This window comes from Acinetobacter pittii (genome assembly GCF_034064985.1).
In the GTDB taxonomy this organism is placed as follows: domain Bacteria; phylum Pseudomonadota; class Gammaproteobacteria; order Pseudomonadales; family Moraxellaceae; genus Acinetobacter; species Acinetobacter pittii_H.
Genome location: NZ_CP139249.1, coordinates 1,902,880 through 1,923,023, shown reverse-complemented (window position 1 = coordinate 1,923,023; position 20,144 = coordinate 1,902,880). Strand labels below are relative to the sequence as shown.

At 40.0% G+C, this 20,144-nt stretch carries 10 protein-coding genes and 1 pseudogene; 6 read left to right on the top strand and 5 right to left on the bottom strand.

Translation table 11 applies throughout. The features are described 5' to 3' along the window. Positions 1–11 precede the first annotated feature (11 nt). The 4 genes from entS to fes are packed head-to-tail and all read right to left on the bottom strand — an operon-like array spanning position 12 to position 9,867. Positions 12–1,262, bottom strand: coding sequence for an enterobactin transporter EntS (entS, locus tag SOI76_RS09120; protein WP_104079646.1), 1,251 nt, complete (start codon positions 1,260–1,262; stop codon positions 12–14). Beyond that, entirely contained in the window at positions 1,259–8,410 is a 7,152-nt protein-coding gene (locus SOI76_RS09115; protein ID WP_104079647.1) for a non-ribosomal peptide synthetase, read from the bottom strand. The genes entS and SOI76_RS09115 overlap by 4 nt, the downstream gene beginning before the upstream one ends. Before the next feature lie 12 nt (positions 8,411–8,422). Further along, positions 8,423–8,638 (bottom strand): MbtH family protein, encoded by a 216-nt coding sequence (locus tag SOI76_RS09110; protein ID WP_003651732.1) that lies wholly within the window; start codon positions 8,636–8,638, stop codon positions 8,423–8,425. 29 nt (positions 8,639–8,667) lie between these two features. Further along, positions 8,668–9,867 (bottom strand): enterochelin esterase, encoded by a 1,200-nt coding sequence (fes, locus tag SOI76_RS09105; RefSeq protein WP_104079648.1) that lies wholly within the window; start codon positions 9,865–9,867, stop codon positions 8,668–8,670. A gap of 266 nt (positions 9,868–10,133) precedes the next feature. Between fes and SOI76_RS09100 the strand changes: the two genes are divergently transcribed. From SOI76_RS09100 to SOI76_RS09080, 5 genes and pseudogenes are all read left to right on the top strand, one after another. After that, complete coding sequence (locus tag SOI76_RS09100) at positions 10,134–10,904, top strand: SDR family oxidoreductase (protein ID WP_104079649.1); 771 nt, start codon at positions 10,134–10,136, stop codon at positions 10,902–10,904. 43 nt (positions 10,905–10,947) lie between these two features. Then, complete coding sequence (locus tag SOI76_RS09095) at positions 10,948–12,186, top strand: isochorismate synthase MenF (RefSeq protein ID WP_104079650.1); 1,239 nt, start codon at positions 10,948–10,950, stop codon at positions 12,184–12,186. Then, complete coding sequence (locus SOI76_RS09090; RefSeq protein WP_104079651.1) at positions 12,183–13,847, top strand: (2,3-dihydroxybenzoyl)adenylate synthase; 1,665 nt, start codon at positions 12,183–12,185, stop codon at positions 13,845–13,847. Before SOI76_RS09095 ends, SOI76_RS09090 begins: the two co-directional genes overlap by 4 nt. A gap of 21 nt (positions 13,848–13,868) precedes the next feature. Further along, positions 13,869–14,519, top strand: a pseudogene (locus SOI76_RS09085) (isochorismatase family protein); the annotation flags it as partial. A 24-nt stretch (positions 14,520–14,543) separates the two neighbouring features. After that, a complete protein-coding gene (locus tag SOI76_RS09080) occupies positions 14,544–14,738 on the top strand; it encodes a phosphopantetheine-binding protein (protein WP_414017397.1) in 195 nt (64 codons plus the stop codon). Positions 14,739–14,794: 56 nt separating this feature from the next. On the opposite strand, the gene SOI76_RS09075 is transcribed toward SOI76_RS09080, so the two are convergent. After that, complete coding sequence (locus SOI76_RS09075) at positions 14,795–17,956, bottom strand: multidrug efflux RND transporter permease subunit (protein WP_104079653.1); 3,162 nt, start codon at positions 17,954–17,956, stop codon at positions 14,795–14,797. Between the two features lie 217 nt (positions 17,957–18,173). Here SOI76_RS09075 and SOI76_RS09070 point away from each other — a divergent pair, with 217 nt between their 5' ends. After that, positions 18,174–20,135, top strand: a complete 1,962-nt coding sequence (locus SOI76_RS09070; protein ID WP_104079654.1) for a TonB-dependent receptor plug domain-containing protein — start codon at positions 18,174–18,176, stop codon at positions 20,133–20,135. The last annotated feature ends 9 nt before the right edge of the window (positions 20,136–20,144 follow it).

Genomic DNA, 20,144 nt, shown 5'->3' with positions numbered 1-20,144 from the left:
TTATTTAGAGTTTAATTTTCTTGTAACTTAGGATCTTGGAAGCCTGTTTCACGTATATCTTGAGAGTTGAATAAGAACATAAAACCGACTGCAAAGCTTAATATGCCAAAGAAGAGGATACTTCCTGATATTGGTAAAAACCGAGTTAAGAGACCTAAAGTTGTAGTGGCAATCGAATCGCCTAATGCATCTTGTGCAAGCCAGATTGAATTAATACGCCCTAAATATTCATCAGGTGTATGTCCTTGCACAATGCTGTATTGAAGCAAATTGGCAATCGACATCAAATATCCGAAAACACATAAAATGGGCAAAGTCACGATGAGCCAAGGTGAAAGCCCAATCATAATCATGCAACTAAAAACACCTAAGCACGTATAGAGCATGACCAAGCCGGGTCTGAGTAAACGTGTTGTCCAGCCACTGAGTAAAGCTCCTAAAGTCGAGCCTAAAGGCACTGCCGTATACATAAGCCCGAGTTCGAATGCACCGCCGTGAAAAATTTCATCTGCCATTTGCGGAAAAATAATTCGAATAGCACTGCTAAAACTAAGCAATGTACCTATTAAAATCGTGCTGCCGACTACTTTATTTTTAAAGACGAATTTAAAGCCTTGGACTAATTGACGAAGAGGACTTTCGCCATTTGATACATGTTGCGGTTTAAGCGCAGGTAGTTCCATTAATAAAAATACAGTAAGTAAAGTACCCACCGTTGAGACCCAATACACGGTTGCAACACTACTAGCAGCAATTAATATACCGCCGATTGCTGGTGAAATAACGGTTGCAAGACGTACGGATACCATACTGATCGCACGGGCTTGTACAATATTTTCGCGCCCTACAATTATAGGCATGATCGCCATCATTGCCGTTACACCGAGTGCACCAAAGAAACCATCCCATGCTGAAAGAAAGTAAATGGTATAAAGCGAAGGATGCTCAAACATGGCATTAATCGCGAGGCCAGCAAAGCCTAACCCACATACACCACGTGCCAATAAAATTAGCCATTTTCGGTCTTTGCGATCTGACAGCAAACCACCAAGTAATAAACCAATAAACATGGCAATGCCTTCAAAAGCCATTGCAACGGCAACGTTAAGCGAGTTACCCGTGATGTCGTAGACTTGTTTGGGAATAGCCACGACTAACATGCCAATCGTTAACAATGATAATGTGCGGGCAATAAATACATGTCGAAAATGAGCATTACGTTTTAAAAGACTAAAGTCGGTCAATAAAGATTTGAAACTCATGGTGTACGCTCCTCTAAACCGCGCGCTTGACAAATCATGCGGTTTAAAATCGGGCCAAGTGTTTCAAGCTGCTCTGGAGACAATATATCGGTATGGTCAGCTTCGCTTAGTCGAACAATATTGAGTTTTTTAACTAAAGGTGACCATTGTTGTTCTGGTTGGATATACGGCAGCAAGTCTTTTTCAGCGACAACTAAGTGTAGTTCACCATCAAAGTGCGGCATCTTATACGGTTTTAATAAACGGACGGCATCGCGATAGTTTGCAAAAATATCCTCTTGTAAACGACGGGTTTCTTCATTTAATGCCGTATCTGCATCGGCTAAAATATCATTGAAGAATTGAAGCTGTTCTTGTTCAGCTTCAGCATTCATTTCCTCTACCGACAAATCTAACCACTGATGAATTTCAGCAGGGTAAGTGTCTAATAAGCCGAGATAATCAACTTTTTCACCTTGTTCAGTGAGCTTCGCTGCAACGGCATAGGCCACAGTGCCGCCAAGTGAATAACCTAGTAACGTATAAGGTCCTGTTGGTTGTTGCTTGCGAATAATCTCAAGTTGTTTTTCAACCAGTTCGTCCATATCAGTACTATTTGCCAATAAGCCATCTGGTCGAGGTGACTGTAATCCAATAATTGGTAAGTCAGAATGCAAATAACGATTCAGCACTGTATATTGCCATGCTGAACCAGAACCTGGGTAGAAACAGAACAATGGATGCCCAGAGCCGGAGCGGATTGGCAAAATAGGTTGCATGCCAGTTTGTTCAACTTCTGCCAAACGTTCTTGTGTAAGAAGTAAAGCTGCTAAACGTTGAATCGTGACATGACTCATCAATTGGCCAATTGGAATGGTCCGCTTGAATACCTTTCGGATTTCAATTGCAAGCTTCATCACCAAAATGGAATGTCCACCAATCGCAAAGAAGTCTTCGTTCACGCCAATATTTTGATCGGTGTTTAAAACTTGCTGGAAAATACGTGTCAGTTCATGTTCAAAAGCAGTGGTGGCGTACCGTTTTTCTGTATCTGAATGAGTAAGTTGTGGTTGTGGCAGCGCTTTACGGTCCAGCTTACCATTATGACTTAATGGGAATTGCTCAACTAATATATAGTGCGTTGGCACCATATATGCAGGAAGCTGTTTCGCCAATTGTTTCTTTAACTGTTCAATGTCCATAGGTGCTGTTGTTTGTAAGTAAGCGGCCAATTGAACATCAGCTTTATTTTGTTCAGAAGAAATAGGATGTACAACCACATCTAGACCGCTGATTAAGCGTAATTGCTGTTCAGTTTCACCCAGTTCAATACGTTGCCCACGTATCTTTAACTGGTCATCAGCACGGCCCACATATTGAATACTGCCGTCTGCATGCCATCGAGCAATATCACCAGTGCGATACATGCGTTGACCTGCTGCGAATGGATTTGCCACAAAACGTGATGCTGTTAAGTCTGGTCGATGCAAATAACCCATGGCGAGTTGATGGCCTGCCAAATAAAGCTCACCGTCCACTCCAACAGGAACAGGACGTAAGTATTGATCTAAAATATAAAGCTGGGTATTCCAGACTGGATAACCAATCGCAACGCTACTTTCTTCAGGGTGTAATCCTAGTGTTGCATCCATATAACTCACATCTACCGCAGCTTCCGTTGGGCCATATAAGTTATGTAGCTCACAGCTAAAGTGTTCGGTAAATGATTTTGCTAAAGCCGTTGGCAAAGCCTCACCACTACAGAATACTCGGCGGATTGGTAAACTTTGACGCTGAGCAGATGACAAAATTTCGGTAGCAGCATTTTCAAAAACAGCCAACATTGAAGGTACAAAATGTAAAGTTGTTACCTGATATTTTTGAATGAGGCTTAATAATGCCAATGGATCACGGTGTGCATCTACAGGTGCCATAACCAATCGTGCACCCACTAAATATGACCAGAAAAACTCCCATACTGAAACATCGAAAGTACATGGCGTTTTTTGCAAAATCGTATCGTTGGCTGACAGTGGATATTCTGATTGCATCCATAAAATACGGTTCACAATGGCTTGGTGAGAAACCATGACACCTTTTGGCTGGCCTGTTGTACCCGATGTATAGATTAAATAGGCCGGATGCTGTGGGGTAATAACTGTCGTTTTATAGCTACTTAAATCAACCTTTGTTTTATCAAACAATTCATTAAAACCAAAGGTAGCTATTGATGGGTGAACAATAGCAGCTAGATCTTTTTGTTCACCAATCACAAGTTTAGATTTAGCATCCTGCAACATAAATTTGATGCGTTCAGACGGATGTTGTAAATCAATAGGTAAATAAGCTGCACCTACTTCAATTACTGCCAAAATCGCAATACTCAGTTTGACTGATCTTGGCAAGGCAACAGCAACAATATCTCCAGCCTGTACACCCGCTCTTTGCAATTGCTGTGCTAAAGCACAAACTTGCATACGCACTTCATTAAAACTGAGCTGATGATTTTCATCAGATAACGCCGTTTGTTCAGGCGTAATTCGAGCTTGTTCTCTGAGTAATTGTTGTAACGTGCTCTGACGAACATAGTATTGGGTTTGATTTGTTTTCTGAATTAAATCGCGCTCTTCAGCCAACTGTAAGCGATAATGAGCTAGAGAAGTCTCTGGTTCATTTAATGCAATTTCAATCAATTGAACCATTCGCTCTAAGAAATGTTCTGGCTGATCAATTACACCACGCTGCTCAAGTAATAGCTCAATTTGATGATCAGGAATAACTAACAAAGCAAGCGGGTAATGGCTATAACCACGATTTGTGAGTTTGGAAATCGCAGCATCACCAAGTTTTTGCTGTAAATACTGGTTATCAGGGTAGTTTTCCACGACTAACAAACTATCGAAAAGATTGCCTTGTCCCACTAATTGCTGAATTGCACCCAGACCCAAACCATCATGTTCTAAATGTTCAACATGTAATTGCTGTAACTGAGTCAATTGTTCCCAAAGTGTTTGCTGCATGTTGAGCTTTACACGTACTGGAATCGTATTTAAAAACAATCCAATCTGCTGCTCTAAACCATTGATAGGTGCTGAACGCCCAGAAACAGGGGTACCAAACACAATATCTTCACGGTGAGCATAAATATTTAAAGTCATTGCCCAAATCATTTGCATGAAAACATTGAGCGTGATGCCTTGCTGGCGTAATTTGTGCTGAAGTTTTGCGCCCAACTCAGCACTTAAACGATATGAAGTTTCCTGTACAGCTTGCTGTGCTTGATTAAATAAAATAAGTGGCTGTAAATCTGCTAAATCACGTTGCCATATTATTTTTGATGTTTCATGGTCACGTCCAGATAAAGCTTTAATCACTGTTTCATAACTATATTCAAGCACTGGCAATTGTTGATTAGTTTGCTGATAGGCTTTAATAAAGTCTTGTAAAAACAGCGGAGTTGACCAACCATCTGTTAACAGATGATGCACCATAATCAATAATTCTGAATGTTCTGGAGCATGTTGAATTAGGGTTGCCCGAATTAAGCCATAGGGTTGGTCGAGGTGAATCGGTTGCTGCAATGCTTCTTGAATTGTTTGCTCAAGCAGATCGGGAGTGACTGAGCAAAACTGAACTGGCCAAGCTTGAGTAGGATGTAATGAATAGATAAAAACAGGTTCTTCAGCTAATTCACTATCAAAATGCCCACCTAATTGAGGGTGTCGTTTTAATACGGTAATCAACGCTTGCTGTAAACGTACCGGATCAATGTCTCCATTTAAACTAAGACGAGTAAAGGCATTATAGTTCGATTGATTTTCTATTTGAGATAAGAACAGCATGCCTTTTTGCAAAGGAAGTAAAGGTAAAATAGTGCTGTTTTTTCCATATTTTTCTTGTACCTTTTGTTCTAGGTCTGCTGAAAATAAAGGTTTTGAAACGGCCGCTTGTTGTTCATCTAAACGGGTGAGTTGCAGTGCCATAGCGGCGACTGTTTTAAATTGGAATACATCACTTGGTCTTAAGCCGTAACCACGTTGGCGTAATTGAGTACAAAGCATAATGGCCGAAATACTATCGCCACCTGTCATAAAGAAGTCGTCATCAATCCCAATGGCGTCAAGCTTAAGAACAGATGCAGTAATTTGACATAAAAGCTGTTGTTCAGGCGTTTCGGCCATTCGGCTATGGGTACGAATTTGAGGCTTTGGCAGTGCTTTTTTATCGACTTTGCCACTTACATTTCGTGGAAATTCGGACATAACCGTTAGGGCAGAAGGCACCATATATTCAGGTAAGTTTTGACGTAACTGACTTAGATATTGCTGACTTAATTGCTCACTGGTTTTTTCATCAAGTTCAATGTCTTTGACCACACAATAACCGAGTAAACGATGACTGTTATTAATCGGTTCTGCAATGACTACTGCGCTTTCAACATTGGCTAAAATCGAAAGCGCATTTTCAACTTCACCAATCTCAACTCGATAACCACGAATTTTAATCTGGTCATCACAGCGCCCCATAAACTCCAGTTTACCCGCACTATTCCAGCGGACTAAATCACCCGTACGGTACATACGCTGTCCATGTTCAAATGGATTCGCTACAAAGCGGGTAGCACTTAAGTCAGCTCGGCCTAAATAACCATTGGCAATACCAAAGCCAGAAATATACAGCTCACCAATAACCCCAGTCGGGCATCGTTGCAAGTGGCGATCTAGTACATAGGCCTGTGTATTACCAATAGGGTTACCAATGACAGGGCGAGCTGTTTGCTTTAATTCTGCTCGGAAAGTATCAACCGTATATTCTGTTGGGCCATACAAGTTATGAGCAAAAAGTTCTGGCTGAGCATTCAGCTGTTGCCATAAAGCTAACGGTGCAGCTTCACCACCAATCAAAATAAGACTTGGTTGATGCTGATTTTCAGAAAATAAACCATTCGTCATCATTTGCGCACAAAAAGATGGCGGTAAATCGAGTGTATCGATTTGTCGTTGTTGAATTTCTTGCACTAAGCCAAATGCATCACGACGCATGTTTTCATCAAAAATATGTAGCTCTTGGCCCCATAACATCCAGAAAACTTGCAACCAAGATGAGTCAAACGAGAAAGAGTGTGTATGCGCTGCACGTAACGGACGGTCAGGGAAACGCTCTTTTACCGCTTCTAATACAGGCCAGTAAATGGTTGGTTTATGCGACAAAATGAGGTTGAGTAAAGAACCATGTGTATTCATTACTCCTTTAGGGCGACCCGTACTTCCTGAGGTAAAAATTACATACGCGACATCTTGGAAATCAAATTTACGATTTTCGGAAGCAATATCACTCGCATCTTGCTTTCGAATTTGTGTTTGAACATCTTCCTGATCGAGATATAACTGCTGAATATTTTGTGGCAATTGCTGTGCAAGTGCTTGTGTGGTTATTACAAATAATGGATTGGCATCTTCACACATCATCTGCATACGATCGATTGGGTAATCTAAATCGAGAGGTAGGAAACTCGCACCAGAATTTAATACGGATAACATCACCACAACTGAGTCAATTGAACGAGGAATAGCTCCAGCAATGACAGTTTGCTTTTTGGCTCCATTTTCTTGTAAAAAACGAGTCAGTTGATTCACTTTTACAGCAAGCTCAGCAAAACTAAGATGCTGAAGGTTTGGACGTTCACCACTCACAATGGCGGTACGTTCAGGATATTTTTTCACCTGCTCATAAAAAATATCTAAAACATTATTATATTGTTTAGGGTGACTAACACGCGGACCAATACCACTTTGGGTCAGGGCAGCAAGCTCTTGTGGTGTTGTAATATTAAAATTGCTACATGGCTGTTCTGGACGAATCAAGGCTTGTTCGAGCAATAATGTTAGGCGTTGACCGTGGTTAAATAGCTCATCTTGTGTATAACGCTGCGAATCTGCACGTAGTTCGATAATGAGTTCATGATCTTGAACAATAAAGGAAAACTCAAAATCATCAATTGGTCCTGTAGAAATATGGTGTGTTTTGACATTTTCACCATCTACAACCAAGTCTTGATCAAAAGCTTTATAATTTAAAATAGGACCGTACATTCGTTCATGAATATCGATACTATTTAAATCTCTTAAAATTTGTTCTGCATCGTATTTCTGATGCAGACGAATTTCTCGTAATTGCTTTTGTACATGTTGAGCTAAGCTCACCCAACTGTCTTTTTCAGCAACTTTAAACTTCACAGGTAGAACATTTACCGTAGGTAAGGTTGAGCGAATCGCTTTTGAACCTAAACGGCGCATAAATGGAATACCGTTAACCAACTCGGCTTTATCGGTCATTTTGTAAATATAATGTAATGACAATGACATCATCATGTCATTTAAAGCTAGCTTGGATTGCACAGCTAAAGCTTGAATTTGCTCTAAAATTCCTTGCGAAAAACGCAGCTGATGCTTAACAAATGTTGCTGTAGTTTTTGCCGCTAAATGATGAGTACTTAAACTAACTGGACTTGGTAAATCTTCACAGTAAGTTTTCCAAAAAGCTTGGTCTACTTTAAATTGATGGCTATTTTCATATGCTTGACGTTCCGAAATAACATCATTGACGCCAATGAACGGAGAAACTGAAAGTTCTTTTCCTTCTTGTAATTGTTGATATAGCTCAACAATACGTTTGGTTAAGTTAATCATGCTAAACCCATCAAGCATGATGTGGTGATAACGTTGATACCAATACACTTTATCATGCGTCGTAAATAGCACCTGACGAAACAGTTGAGATTCACCAGCTTTAAGTGATTTAGCACATTGACGGTCTGATGGCATCCAGTCCCATAAGCGTTGTTGAGCTTTTTTAGGCGTTAAATGACAAAAATCAAATTCTTCGATTTGAAACTGAATTTGATTATTGAGTTCAATAAATGGTTGAGACGCTTCAGATGAATATGAAGCAATGACCGTATCGGCTTCATTTAAGCCGATTTGAATTGCTTTTTTAAACGTTGGGATATCGACAGTTTTTGGTAGTTCCAAACAATGCGCAATGGTATATAAATCTTCAATTGAACTTAAATGATCGGCAAGAAAAATACCGAGCTGAGTAGAGGCCAATGCAAAACGAGCGGGTTGAGAAAGGTCCGGAGTAAATTCATTATTTAATGCCTGATTCATGACAATACTCCTTTACGCTTGTTGAAAGGGGTTAATCGCAACCCAGTGTTTTTCCACATATGCAATACACGAAGCCCGTGTATCCGGTCCATGCTGAACATCCCACCCCGACGGCACTTGATGTTGAGCAGGCCATAAACTGAACTCACCTTGTTGATTTTTTAAAACCTGAAAAGACAAACTTTCGTTATCGAAAGGATTAATATAGTTTTCCTGTAAGTTGCTCATGATATTGTTATCCTTGATGAAACAAATGGTTATAGTGAAAGAATTTTTTGCAATGCCTTAAGCAAGTCGATACGCCAGTTCACGGCATCATGTCCGCCTGAAAAACTGTGAAAGCTCACTTGATTGAATGATTGCAATTGTTGATAAAGCTGTAGGGCATCGTCCCGCATATCGGTTTCATACGTGCCGGCACTGATATAAATTTGAGTTGTTTTTGATAATGGATGAGATCGGTTTTGAAGCAGTTCTAAAATATTCCCTTTATATTTTTGACCTAACGTGCTGTTCGAAAAATCTGACCACCAATAAGATCCAGATTGTAAAATCAGAGAAGTAAAAATGGTCGGGAACAACAAAGCGCTATGTAAAGCGCATAATCCACCTAAACTTTGACCGCATAACGTAATGTCTATTTTAGAAATAAAGGAATATTCTTTTAGAAGCGTTTCAATAAGTTCATAAACCAATGCCTGACTAAACGCATCATGACAACCATAATCTTGTTGGCGTTGTTGACTATTTAAACTATGAACAAAAACATAAACTGCTGGACGAATCTTATTTGAATCAGTCAAATGCTGAATTTCGGGAATAATCGAAAGCTCTCGGCTCCAGAGTTGGCCATCAAGCAAAATGATAAGTGGTAAGTCTTCTTGAGTCGATTGATGACTAATAAAAACGTCGACTAAATAGTCCTGCTGGCATAAGCGACTTGACCATTGAAATGTCTTTGTAATTGGGTAATCGCCTATTAAAAATTTTGTGCTTTCGAGTTGAATTTGATTGATGTATCGAGCCAGATGTCCCGTGTAAAACCGATGTTGATTGAATGGATCAATTTGAGCACTCTGTTTAAGCTGGGTTTGCCACCATGCGCGTCGCGTTGCTGCACAATCTGTTTCTGGGGCTTCCTCACTAGCAGTAACTACAACATAACTACCAGCCCAAGCTAGAGGCAACTCTATTTCAAAAAAGTACACATCTGTCCCAGCTATACGGCTAAAACGATTCCACTTTTGATAGATAGAAGGGCTTTGTGAATAGATATCGATATAAACAAAAAGGCTTTCTTTGAGTTCAGAACTACGCCAAATAAAGGTACATAGCGCTTTATTTTTTTGTAGGTTGACCAGCGGGCTACCTAGTTTTTTTACGGTATTCCACCAGACTTCACTCCCAACATTGATTTGTTGAAATAGGGGATGTAAGGGTTGAGAAAATGGCTTCATTTTGAGTCCATCTCGACAAGAAAGCGCGGTCAAATTATCAGAATGATTCTCATTAGTAAATGAAAACAATTATCATTATAATCAATAAAAAAAGATGGGTTTTATTAATATTATTTAAAAACAATAATTTAAATTAGGTTTATGGTTAATAAATAACTTGATTTAGATTGTAATCTTATGTTTGATATTTATCGCACTTGATAATAATGATAATTATTTGCAATTATGTGGCGCAATTTAATATTCGAGTCAAATTGGAGTAAAACATGAGCTCTACCATCGTAGTCACAGGTGCTGCAAGAGGTATTGGAGCTGCTATTGCAAAAAAATTATTGCAGCAAGGGTATCAAGTGATCGGCATCGACCGACAGGAAAACCCAGAACAATGGGAAATCACTCAAAAGCTAGAAGAACGTGAAATATCGCGTTGGCAAGGCTTTCAGCAAGATATTACTGATCAAGAAACAACAGCAAAGCTCATTAACAATATTTTAAACAAATATAGCGTGACAGGTTTAGTGAATGCGGCAGGCGTTTTGATTATGCGTTCTATGCTTGAAGCAAACACAGAAGACTGGCAAACACTTTTCGCAGTAAATGTCATGGCACCTATTGCGATTAGTCAACAACTGGCCAAGCATTTTTGTGAAAAAAAGCAGGGAAGTATTGTCACGATTAGCTCGAATAGCTCACGGATGCCACGTATACAACTTGGCATGTATGCAACGAGTAAAGCTGCATTGAGCCATTACTGCCGTAATCTTGCGCTTGAAATCGCACCTCACCAAGTAAGGCTTAATATTGTTTCACCAGGCTCTACGTTAACCCAAATGCAGCAGCAGCTCTGGACAGATAATTCACCTCCGCCTGCGGTAATCGATGGAGATTTAAGCCAATACCGTACAGGCATTCCCTTAAGAAAATTAGCCCAGCCTGAAGATATTGCGAATACGGTCAGCTTTTTACTTTCTGATCAAGCTGCACAAATTACCATGCAAGAAATTGTGGTTGATGGAGGAGCCACTTTAGGCGTTTAAACATTCATTCATTACAACAAAATAACTGATAAGGAGTTGCGAGATGTCGGCACAGCATCCGTATTTTATCCAACGAGAAAATTTTACTGAAAGCCGCGTTGCATTAGCACAAGAAATTTTAAATTGTGGAAATGACGCAGGTTTTATTTTCACAACGCCAGAATACACCATCAATAGTCATCAAAAATTACGAGATATTCAAGTCACAAAAAATAGCCTTTTAAAAGATTGGCTAGATGAAGCACGAGCTCAATTACAGCTTGCAATAAATGACGGTTATAAAGACGTCAAAATTATGGGTGGACTACCATTTTGCTCGGCAGCCGATGTCAATTTAATGCTCATGCAAAATGCAAAAATCTATCAGAAAGTACTCTATGCACAATCCGATATTGATTTTGGTTCTTTATCTTTAGAAAAGGCGGATTATTTCCCTTTAGGTGAACATTACCAACAGCAAGTTGAGTATTTAGTTCAGCAAATGCAAGCAAAAAAACTTGATAAAGCCGTCCTTGCTCGTATTTTACAACTTGAGTTTGAACAAAATATTCCCGTCTCGGACTTATTTTATAACTTAGCTAAGCATAATCCCGAAGGCTATAACTATGCAGTCGCGAGGCATCCTCAAAGTGAAGGATGGTTTGTCGGTGCAAGCCCCGAACTTTTAATTGCAAAGCAAAATACAAAAATCTGCAGTAAACCGGTTGCTGGCACATTGGCTCGTGATGACGATCCAACCCTAGACCAAAATAATGCCAGAGCGTTACTGGCTTCACAAAAAGATCAACATGAGCATGCACTCGTCATCGAAATGATTGCCGATGAGCTCACACCTTTTTGTAAGCAGTTAAAAGTACCTAAACAACCATCCCTCATTCGTACCAAACGTCTTTGGCACTTGGCATCCCATATTACCGGCGAACTTAAGAAAGCCGATACACATGTTTTTGACTTAATTGAACGCTTGCACCCAACACCTGCAATTTGTGGGGAGCCTAGTCCAATTGCGAAAGAACTAATTCAGCAACTTGAACCATTTAACCGTGAATTATTTGCAGGGACTATGGGCTGGGCAGATGAACAAGGTAATGGTGAATGGTCGGTGACTGTTCGCTGTGCCCGAATTTATCAGAATATTGCCCGTTTATTTGCTGGTGCAGGAATTGTGGAAGCTTCTCGTCCGCAAGCTGAACATGCTGAAACTGCCGCTAAATTTCGTACTGTACTGGACGGATTCCAGATTTCACCCAATCAATTGGCAATACAAGGACCAAACACATGACAACACAGGTTTATCTGGATGGCGCCGTGCCATATCCAGCAGAGTTTGCTGAGATTTACCGTAAAAAAGGTTATTGGCTTGGACAAAACTTGAGTGATTTCTTGCGTGAAAGTGCTCAAGAATACCCGCAAAATATTGCGGTATACGATGGGGATAAAGCCGTTAGTTACGCTGAGTTTGATTATTTAGTCGATTGCTGTACAAGTCATCTATATCAATATGGACTAAGAGCGGGTGATAAAGCAGTTGTACAAATGCCGAATCACTATCAGTTCTATATTTTATTTTTTGCACTGATTCGGCTTGGTGCTTTACCTGTAATGTCTTTACCTGCACATCGCTTTGCAGAACTTAGTAATTTTTTTAAACAAACTCAAGCAAAAGCTTATTTCTGTGCTGATTTTGGAGCACAAAAATTTGACTACCGAGAGCTTGCCGAAAAGCTTCAGCAAACTGCTCCTTGCTTACAACATGTATTTGTCCTTGGAAATGCCGATAAATTTGTAGCGGTTCAAGATCTATTAAAAGAAACCCATATTTCAGATGAGGTGATTTCGCCAACTACGGCAGATCAGGTTGCTTTCTTACAACTTTCAGGTGGAAGTACTGGTGTTCCTAAACTAATTCCACGTACCCATGACGACTATTTATATAGCGTACGCGAAAGCGCAAAAATCTGTCGTCTCACTCAGTCATCACGTTTACTCATGGTTTTACCTGCGGCACATAACTTTTCAATGAGCTCGGCTGGTTCTTTAGGCATTTTTTATTCGGGTGGTGCTGTGGTTTTAGGAACTGATCCAAGCCCTGAAACTGCTTTTTCATTAATCAAAAAACACGGTGTGACTGATGCTTGCTTGGTTCCTGCTTTGGTTCGACCATGGATGGATAAAGCAGCGAAAGATCAAGATCCAATATTGTCGACTCTTCGTTGCTTGCAAGTCGGAGGAGCACGTTTACCTGATGCCGTTGCCTCACGCCTAATTGATGAGTTCCAAGTCAATCTACAACAAGTTTTTGGCATGGCAGAAGGACTGGTGAACTACACCCATTTTGACATGACGAAAGAGCAAATTATCCATACCCAAGGTCTAAAAATCTCGCAAGATGATGAAATCTTGGTGCTGGATGATAACGATCAGCCAGTAGACGCTGGGGAAGTAGGGCATTTGCTGACTCGTGGGCCTTATACCATTCGCGGCTATTATCAAGCACCAGAGCACAATGCTCGTTCTTTCACCCCGGATGGTTTTTATCGAACAGGCGATTTAGTGCGTATTCGCGAAGATGGCTGCATTGTGGTAGAAGGCCGTTCAAAAGAACAAATCAATCGCGCTGGTGAAAAAATTGCGACCGAAGAGGTTGAACAAGCTTTATTAACTCACCCACAAATCCGTTTGGCAGCACTAGTTGCTATGCCTGATGAGATTATGGGGGAAAAAAGCTGTGCATTTATTGCATGGCAAGCACAAAGTGATGACCCAAGCCCCATTCGTCTTGCAATGTCAGTTCGTCAACATCTTAAGGATTATGGACTGGCTACCTACAAAATTCCCGATCGAGTCGAATTTATCGAGCAATTTCCATATACAGCCTTTGGAAAAATCGACAAAAAAAAATTACGTCAACAACTTGAAACTAACACCAATGTTCTTGCTTAAAGATGAAAAAGGAAAAATTTGATGAGTATTCCTAAAATTGCTAGTTACAGCATGCCACAAGCGCACGAGTTTACAGCGAATAAAACACATTGGCAGTTGCATACCAATCGTGCTGTTTTATTAGTACATGATATGCAGCAATATTTTTTAGATTTTTATGATCAAACTCAAGCGCCTATTCCAGAGCTTATTAAAAATACCAAAGAACTGATTGAAACTGCGCGTAAGTTTAATATTCCTGTGGTCTATACGGCACAGCCCGGTAACCAGACACCTGAACATCGCCAGTTATTAACTGACTTTTGGGGAACTGGCCTAAAAGATGATCCGAAAATCACTCAAATTTTGCCGGAAATTTCCCCTCAAAAGAATGATACTGTCTTAACAAAATGGCGTTATAGCGCATTTAAGTTTTCTCCACTTGAACAACTCATGCGTGAGTCAAACCGCGACCAGCTCATCATTTGTGGTGTTTATGCTCATATTGGCTGTCTTATGAGTGCAGCGGAAGCCTTTATGCTAAATATCCAGCCATTTTTATGTGGAGACGCGCTCGCTGATTTTAGCCGTGAAGAACACGATATGGCTTTAAAATACGCAAGTACACGTTGTGGGCAAGTGATGACAACTCAGCAAGTCACACGAGCTTGGGCGCTTGAACAAGCTGCATCACCACTTACTGAAGAAGGTATTGTTTTGGCAGTTAGTGAACAGCTTCAGATTCCAGCTTCAGACATTCAGTTAAATGATGATTTGCTCATGCTTGGGCTTGATTCGGTACGACTCATGACATTAGTGGGTAAATGGCAAGCTTACGGTGCACAGGTGAGCTTTGAAGATTTAGCTGAACAACCAACCTTAGAGGTTTGGATTGAGAAGCTAGTCGCTTAAATTGAAAGAATAAAAAAATGGCAGATTTAATATCTGCCATTTTTTTATTTTAACTTTTAAAAGGATGTATTGTCCTTTTTTATACGGCTATTAAATCTCAAAGTTCGACTTAACCATGGTTTACTCATTGACCACTGAAAATTCGGTAAACTATGAACCACAACAAAGAAGAACACAGTAAATAGCGGTACCAGTAAAGTACCAAACACGACACTACCAAATACGCTCATTCCAATTTCATATCTGCTCGCAGCACCTGCACCAGTTGCAAAAATTAAAGGAATCACACCCGCACCAAAGGCAAGAGATGTCATCAGAATCGGGCGTAAACGCAGCTTTAAAGCCTCACTTGCCGCATCGATTTTACTTTTTCCTTGTTTGAGTGCTTGAGTCGCAAACTCAACAATGAGAATCGCATTTTTACAAGATAAGCCAATACCTGTTAATAGGGCAATTTGAAAATAAACATCGTTAGGTAGCTTAAAAATCCAAGCAAAAATAATAGTGCCTGTAATACCTAGAGGAAGCCCTAATAAAATAATAAAAGGAACTTGCCAGCTTTCATATAAGGCAGCCAAACATAAGAAAATAAATAGAATAGAAATGAGATATAAATAGATCGCTTGGCGGCTAGATTGTTGCTCTTGTAGAGAAAGACCGCTCCATGCTACATCTATACCAGACTGTTTACTGACCATATCACTTAACTGTTGCATTGCCTGACCTGAGCTAAAGCCTGGACTTACATTGGCTTCAAGTTGAATGGCAGTTAGTCCCATAAATCGGGTAAGAGCTTCTGGGCCACCTGTCCACTGACTTTGCGCAAAATGAGCAAGGGAAAGCATTCCACCTGAGTTATTGCGTACATGCCAATACGCTAAATCCTCGGGTTTAGAACGAAACTCTGAATCACCTTGCATAATGATTCTTTTAATTCGGCCTCGTTCAACAAAATCGCCAACATAGTTTCCACCCCAAGCAGTCGATAGTGTTGAACGAATTGCTTGTTGGTCAATTCCTAGCATTTTGGCTTTATTTTGGTCGAGTTGAATAAATACTTCAGCTTTATCTTCACTTACCAGAGGACTTAGGTTTTCAAAGGCCGAATAATTTTGAGATTCTTTTTCTAAGGCTTTATATTGTTTAATTAATTCATTGCGCCCTTGACCATTTACATCTCTAAGCCAAAGTTCTAAAGCATCAGATTGACCTAAACCAGATACACTTGGTGGCATTCCTACCATGACTTTAGCCGGCAAGTTTTTTTGTAAATATGCTTGGGCACGTTCACGAATAGCACTCGCCGTATTAGCTTCTCCTTTACGCTCATTCCAATGTTTAAGCGAAACAAAGGCCATACCTAAATTTGGACCGCTCCCTGAAAAGTTTTGTCCATTTACGACCAGTACGGTATTTATATTTTTACCTTCATGTTCAAAGAAATAATTATTGACGAGTCTTCCAATTTCTTCGGTTTGGCTCATTGAAGCACTGTTATGCAAACTATAGGGAACAGCAAGTAATCCTTGATCTTCATTTGGAATAAAGCTTGTAGGCAAACTGCGGTAAATCATCAATAGAATAACCGCGATGCCCACAACCAACAGACTGGAAAATACTTTAAACTGGATTAAACGAACAGATAAAAAACTAAAAGCTGATCTGAATTTTTGAAGAGCAAGCTCAAGCATTTGTCCCCATTTTGGTTTTTTATGATGTTTTTTTAATAAAACTGCGCACATTGCTGGCGTGATGGTTATAGCTACAAATAGCGATAACAACATGGCTGCTGCTAATGTAATAGAAAACTGACGGTAAATCATACCCGTCGAACCACTAAAAAAAGCCATTGGAATAAATACCGCGGTTAAGACCAGCGTAATACCCACCAATGCACCGCTAATCTCTTGCATCGACATCAAACAAGCTTCACGTACACTCAGTTGTTGTTCGTGCATGAGACGTTCAACGTTTTCTACGACTACAATCGTGTCATCAACCAATAATCCAATCGCTAAAACCAGTGCAAATAGCGTAAGCGTGTTAATACTCATCCCAAATAGATATAACACTACAAATGTGCCACTAATGACGATCGGAACAGTAATGGTTGGAATAAGAGTTGCACGCCAATTTTGTAAAAAGAGATACATCACAATAACAACGAGCACGATTGCTTCAAGCAACGTGATCATGACCTGCTTAATTGACTCTTCAATAAATGGTGTATTGTCTCGTGGATAAACGACTTTATATCCTGCTGGTAAATGCTGGCTAAGCTGAGCCATTTTTTCTTTAATAAGAGCAGAAGTCTCGATTGCATTCGCATCAGGGCTTAGAGAAATACCTAAACCTGCCGATGGGTAGCCATTAAGTGTATTAATGCTTTCGTAATTTTCTGCTCCTAACTCGACTCTCGCGACATCTTTTAAATAAACAAGACTACCGTCAACATTTGCTTTAACGACTACCGATTTAAAGTCATCAATTGTTTTTAAGCGCGAACCTGCTTTTACTTTTGCATAAATATTTTGATCAGAAGCAGAGGGCATTGCACCAATCGAACCAGCAGCAATTTGGGTATTATAATCTTCGAGGGCCTTTTCAATATCACTCGGCACAAGTTGGTAATTTCTAAGCTGATTTGGGTTTAACCAAATGCGCATGGCATAACTTGAACCAAAAACATCAACTTCACCAATTCCTTGTAATTGACTTAAAGGTTGTTCAAAGTGATTCACCATATAATCAGACAAATCAATATTGCTGGTTTTTCCTGTTTCATCATATAGCCCCACAATCAGCAGCATATCGCCAGTGGTTTTCCATATGTTTACGCCTTGTCTTTGAACTTCCTCAGGTAAACGGTTTAAAGCACCATTAATTCGGTTTTGTACTTGGAGCTGCGCTTTATCGATATCTGTGCCAATTTTAAAATGAATATCAATGCTGCTCGTTCCGGACGATTCACTATGTGACGTAAAGTACAGCAAATTATCCAGCCCCTTTATTTGTTGTTCTAAAATTTGGGTCACACTTTCTTCTACGGTGTCAGCAGCTGCACCACGATAGTTTGCAACAACCGTAACACCGGGCGGTGCAAGGTTTGGATAGCGTTCGACAGGCATGGCTAAAGTGGCAAAAAAACCAAAAATAAGAATAGTGATTGCAATGACACAAACAAAGATAGGGTGGTAGATAAAAAAACGAGAGAGCATTGTTATGTCTACTTTAAGATTGTTTTAAATAGGTTTTTAGGCACACGAAAGTTTAATGTTAACGCTTTTTTAAGCCACAAACAATAATGATTATCATTATACAACTAATAATTATTTTTATCTTGAACAGTAAAAGTCATGAGTATATGATGCTCGGCACATCATAAATGATAATAATTATCATGTGGTAATCATTATCCAGAATAAGGGCCGAGAAATGACGTTAACTAAAAAGGCGCTGGTGGTCGCCATCTCAACACTGCTTCCGTTTGCAGTTCAAGCAAATACAGATAGTGAACAGCCGAGTAATAATGAATCAGTTCAAAAACTTAAAACTATTGTAGTTTCCGCTGCATTAAAAGAACAAGATGTAGATAAAGCACCTGCATCCATTAGTGTGATCACGAGTGAAGAGATTGAACGTAGTGCGGCGCTCAGTCTTGCTGATGTTTTACAAAAACAAGCTGGGGTTTATAACTATAACAGCGGACAAGATAAAATCGTTATACGGGGAATGCTAAATACATCAGGTAACTACACCTTAATTCTTTTAAATGGTAAGCGCATGTCATCTAATGGTGCCATGTGGCGAGGTAATGACTTTGACTGGAGTGCAATTCCTTTAAATAGTATTGAACGAGTAGAAGTGATTCGAGGACCAATGTCATCTCTCTATGGAGCAGATGCTATGGGCGGAGTCATCAATATTATTACTAAGAAAGCCGAAGACGGGCAGCTGCATGGTTCTGTCTTTGGCCAATATAACCGAGCAGACCGCGGAAATGGAAAAGATCAATTCCGTTACGGATTTAACTTATACGGCGGTTTAACCGACAATCTAAGTTTTACTTTGGCAGGAGATGCCTATAACCGTGATGCATGGTACCGAAATGGCAAACCAGATCCAGATGGGGCTTACTTTGTAGAAAAAGATACTAAAAACGTAAATGGTACATTAAGTTGGAACATTAATGACCAACAAACTTTAGACCTAGATTTGGGTTATAACAACGATAAACGCCCACTGACCCAAGATGCGGCAACTTCAATTCAAGAATCAGAAATGAAACGAACCAATGTGGGAATTGCTCACCGCGGAAAATGGGGTTGGGGTAAAACAGAAGCTTACATTGGTAAAGAAACAGCTAAAATTTCTGACTATGACAGCGAATATGATGCGCCACAAAATCGTCAATATAAGCAAGAAAATTTAATTGCTCGTGCTTTTGCGAACTTTGACTGGCTCATGAATAACACCACAGCAGGTTTTGATTATAAAGACCAAAAAATTACAGACGTTGTGAGCTATATCGGCACTGGAAAAAACCAGCAGAAGAGCTACGGTGTATTTGTTCAAAACGATACCCATATTAATGATGCACTGACCTTAACTTTAGGCGGCCGATACGACGACTTTGATGACTTTGATGGTAAATCGACTGGTAAAGCTTATTTGTCCTATGAACTCGCTGAAGGTGTTGTCTTAAAAGGTGGTGTAGGCCAAGCTTATAAAGTTCCGGCTCCTGCACAGTTAGACATCAATTACTCAATGATTTCATGTGGTGGTAGTTGTCACATTCGAGGTAATCCTGACTTAGAACCAGAAGAAAGCACCAACTATGAAGCATCCTTAATTGTGACTCGTCCAAACTGGAATGCTGGTATTACCGTTTTCCAAAATGATGTGAAGAATCTGATTGAAGCCATTACTTTAAGTGATGGAGACCCGCGTTTAGTGGGTGATTTTAGAAAAATCTGGACCAATGTAAGCCGTGCAGAACTCAAAGGAGTCGAACTTACAGGTGGTTATGATTTCACGGATAATTTAGGTGTTAAGGCAAACGCTACTTACCTCGATGCAAAAAATAAAACCACAGGTAAAGACTTAACTGAACGACCAGAATGGCTGGCTAATGGTTCAATTTCTTGGGCACCCGTTGAAGACTTCCGCGTAAATGCAGGGGTAAGCTACGTTGGTAAGCAAATGTACTCCGCAACTAAAGAGTTACCAGCTTATACCACTTATGACGTGACATTTACTTCACCACTTTCACCACGCTTAACATTGGACTATGGTGTGAAAAACCTGACCGATGTTGATCTGGAAGATAAAAATAAAACCTTTAATACCAAACTTTATGGCCGTAATTATTTTGTAAAAGCGACTTATAGTTTCTAAGGTAAAACG

Coding starts and splice junctions, on each gene's coding strand:
- entS (WP_104079646.1), bottom strand. CDS start 1,262: ATGAGTTTCAAATCTTTATTGACCGACTTTAGTCTTTTAAAACGTAAT.
- SOI76_RS09070 (WP_104079654.1), top strand. CDS start 18,174: ATGACGTTAACTAAAAAGGCGCTGGTGGTCGCCATCTCAACACTGCTT.
- SOI76_RS09095 (WP_104079650.1), top strand. CDS start 10,948: ATGTCGGCACAGCATCCGTATTTTATCCAACGAGAAAATTTTACTGAA.
- SOI76_RS09090 (WP_104079651.1), top strand. CDS start 12,183: ATGACAACACAGGTTTATCTGGATGGCGCCGTGCCATATCCAGCAGAG.
- SOI76_RS09100 (WP_104079649.1), top strand. CDS start 10,134: ATGAGCTCTACCATCGTAGTCACAGGTGCTGCAAGAGGTATTGGAGCT.
- SOI76_RS09110 (WP_003651732.1), bottom strand. CDS start 8,638: ATGAGCAACTTACAGGAAAACTATATTAATCCTTTCGATAACGAAAGT.
- fes (WP_104079648.1), bottom strand. CDS start 9,867: ATGAAGCCATTTTCTCAACCCTTACATCCCCTATTTCAACAAATCAAT.
- SOI76_RS09075 (WP_104079653.1), bottom strand. CDS start 17,956: ATGCTCTCTCGTTTTTTTATCTACCACCCTATCTTTGTTTGTGTCATT.
- SOI76_RS09115 (WP_104079647.1), bottom strand. CDS start 8,410: ATGAATCAGGCATTAAATAATGAATTTACTCCGGACCTTTCTCAACCC.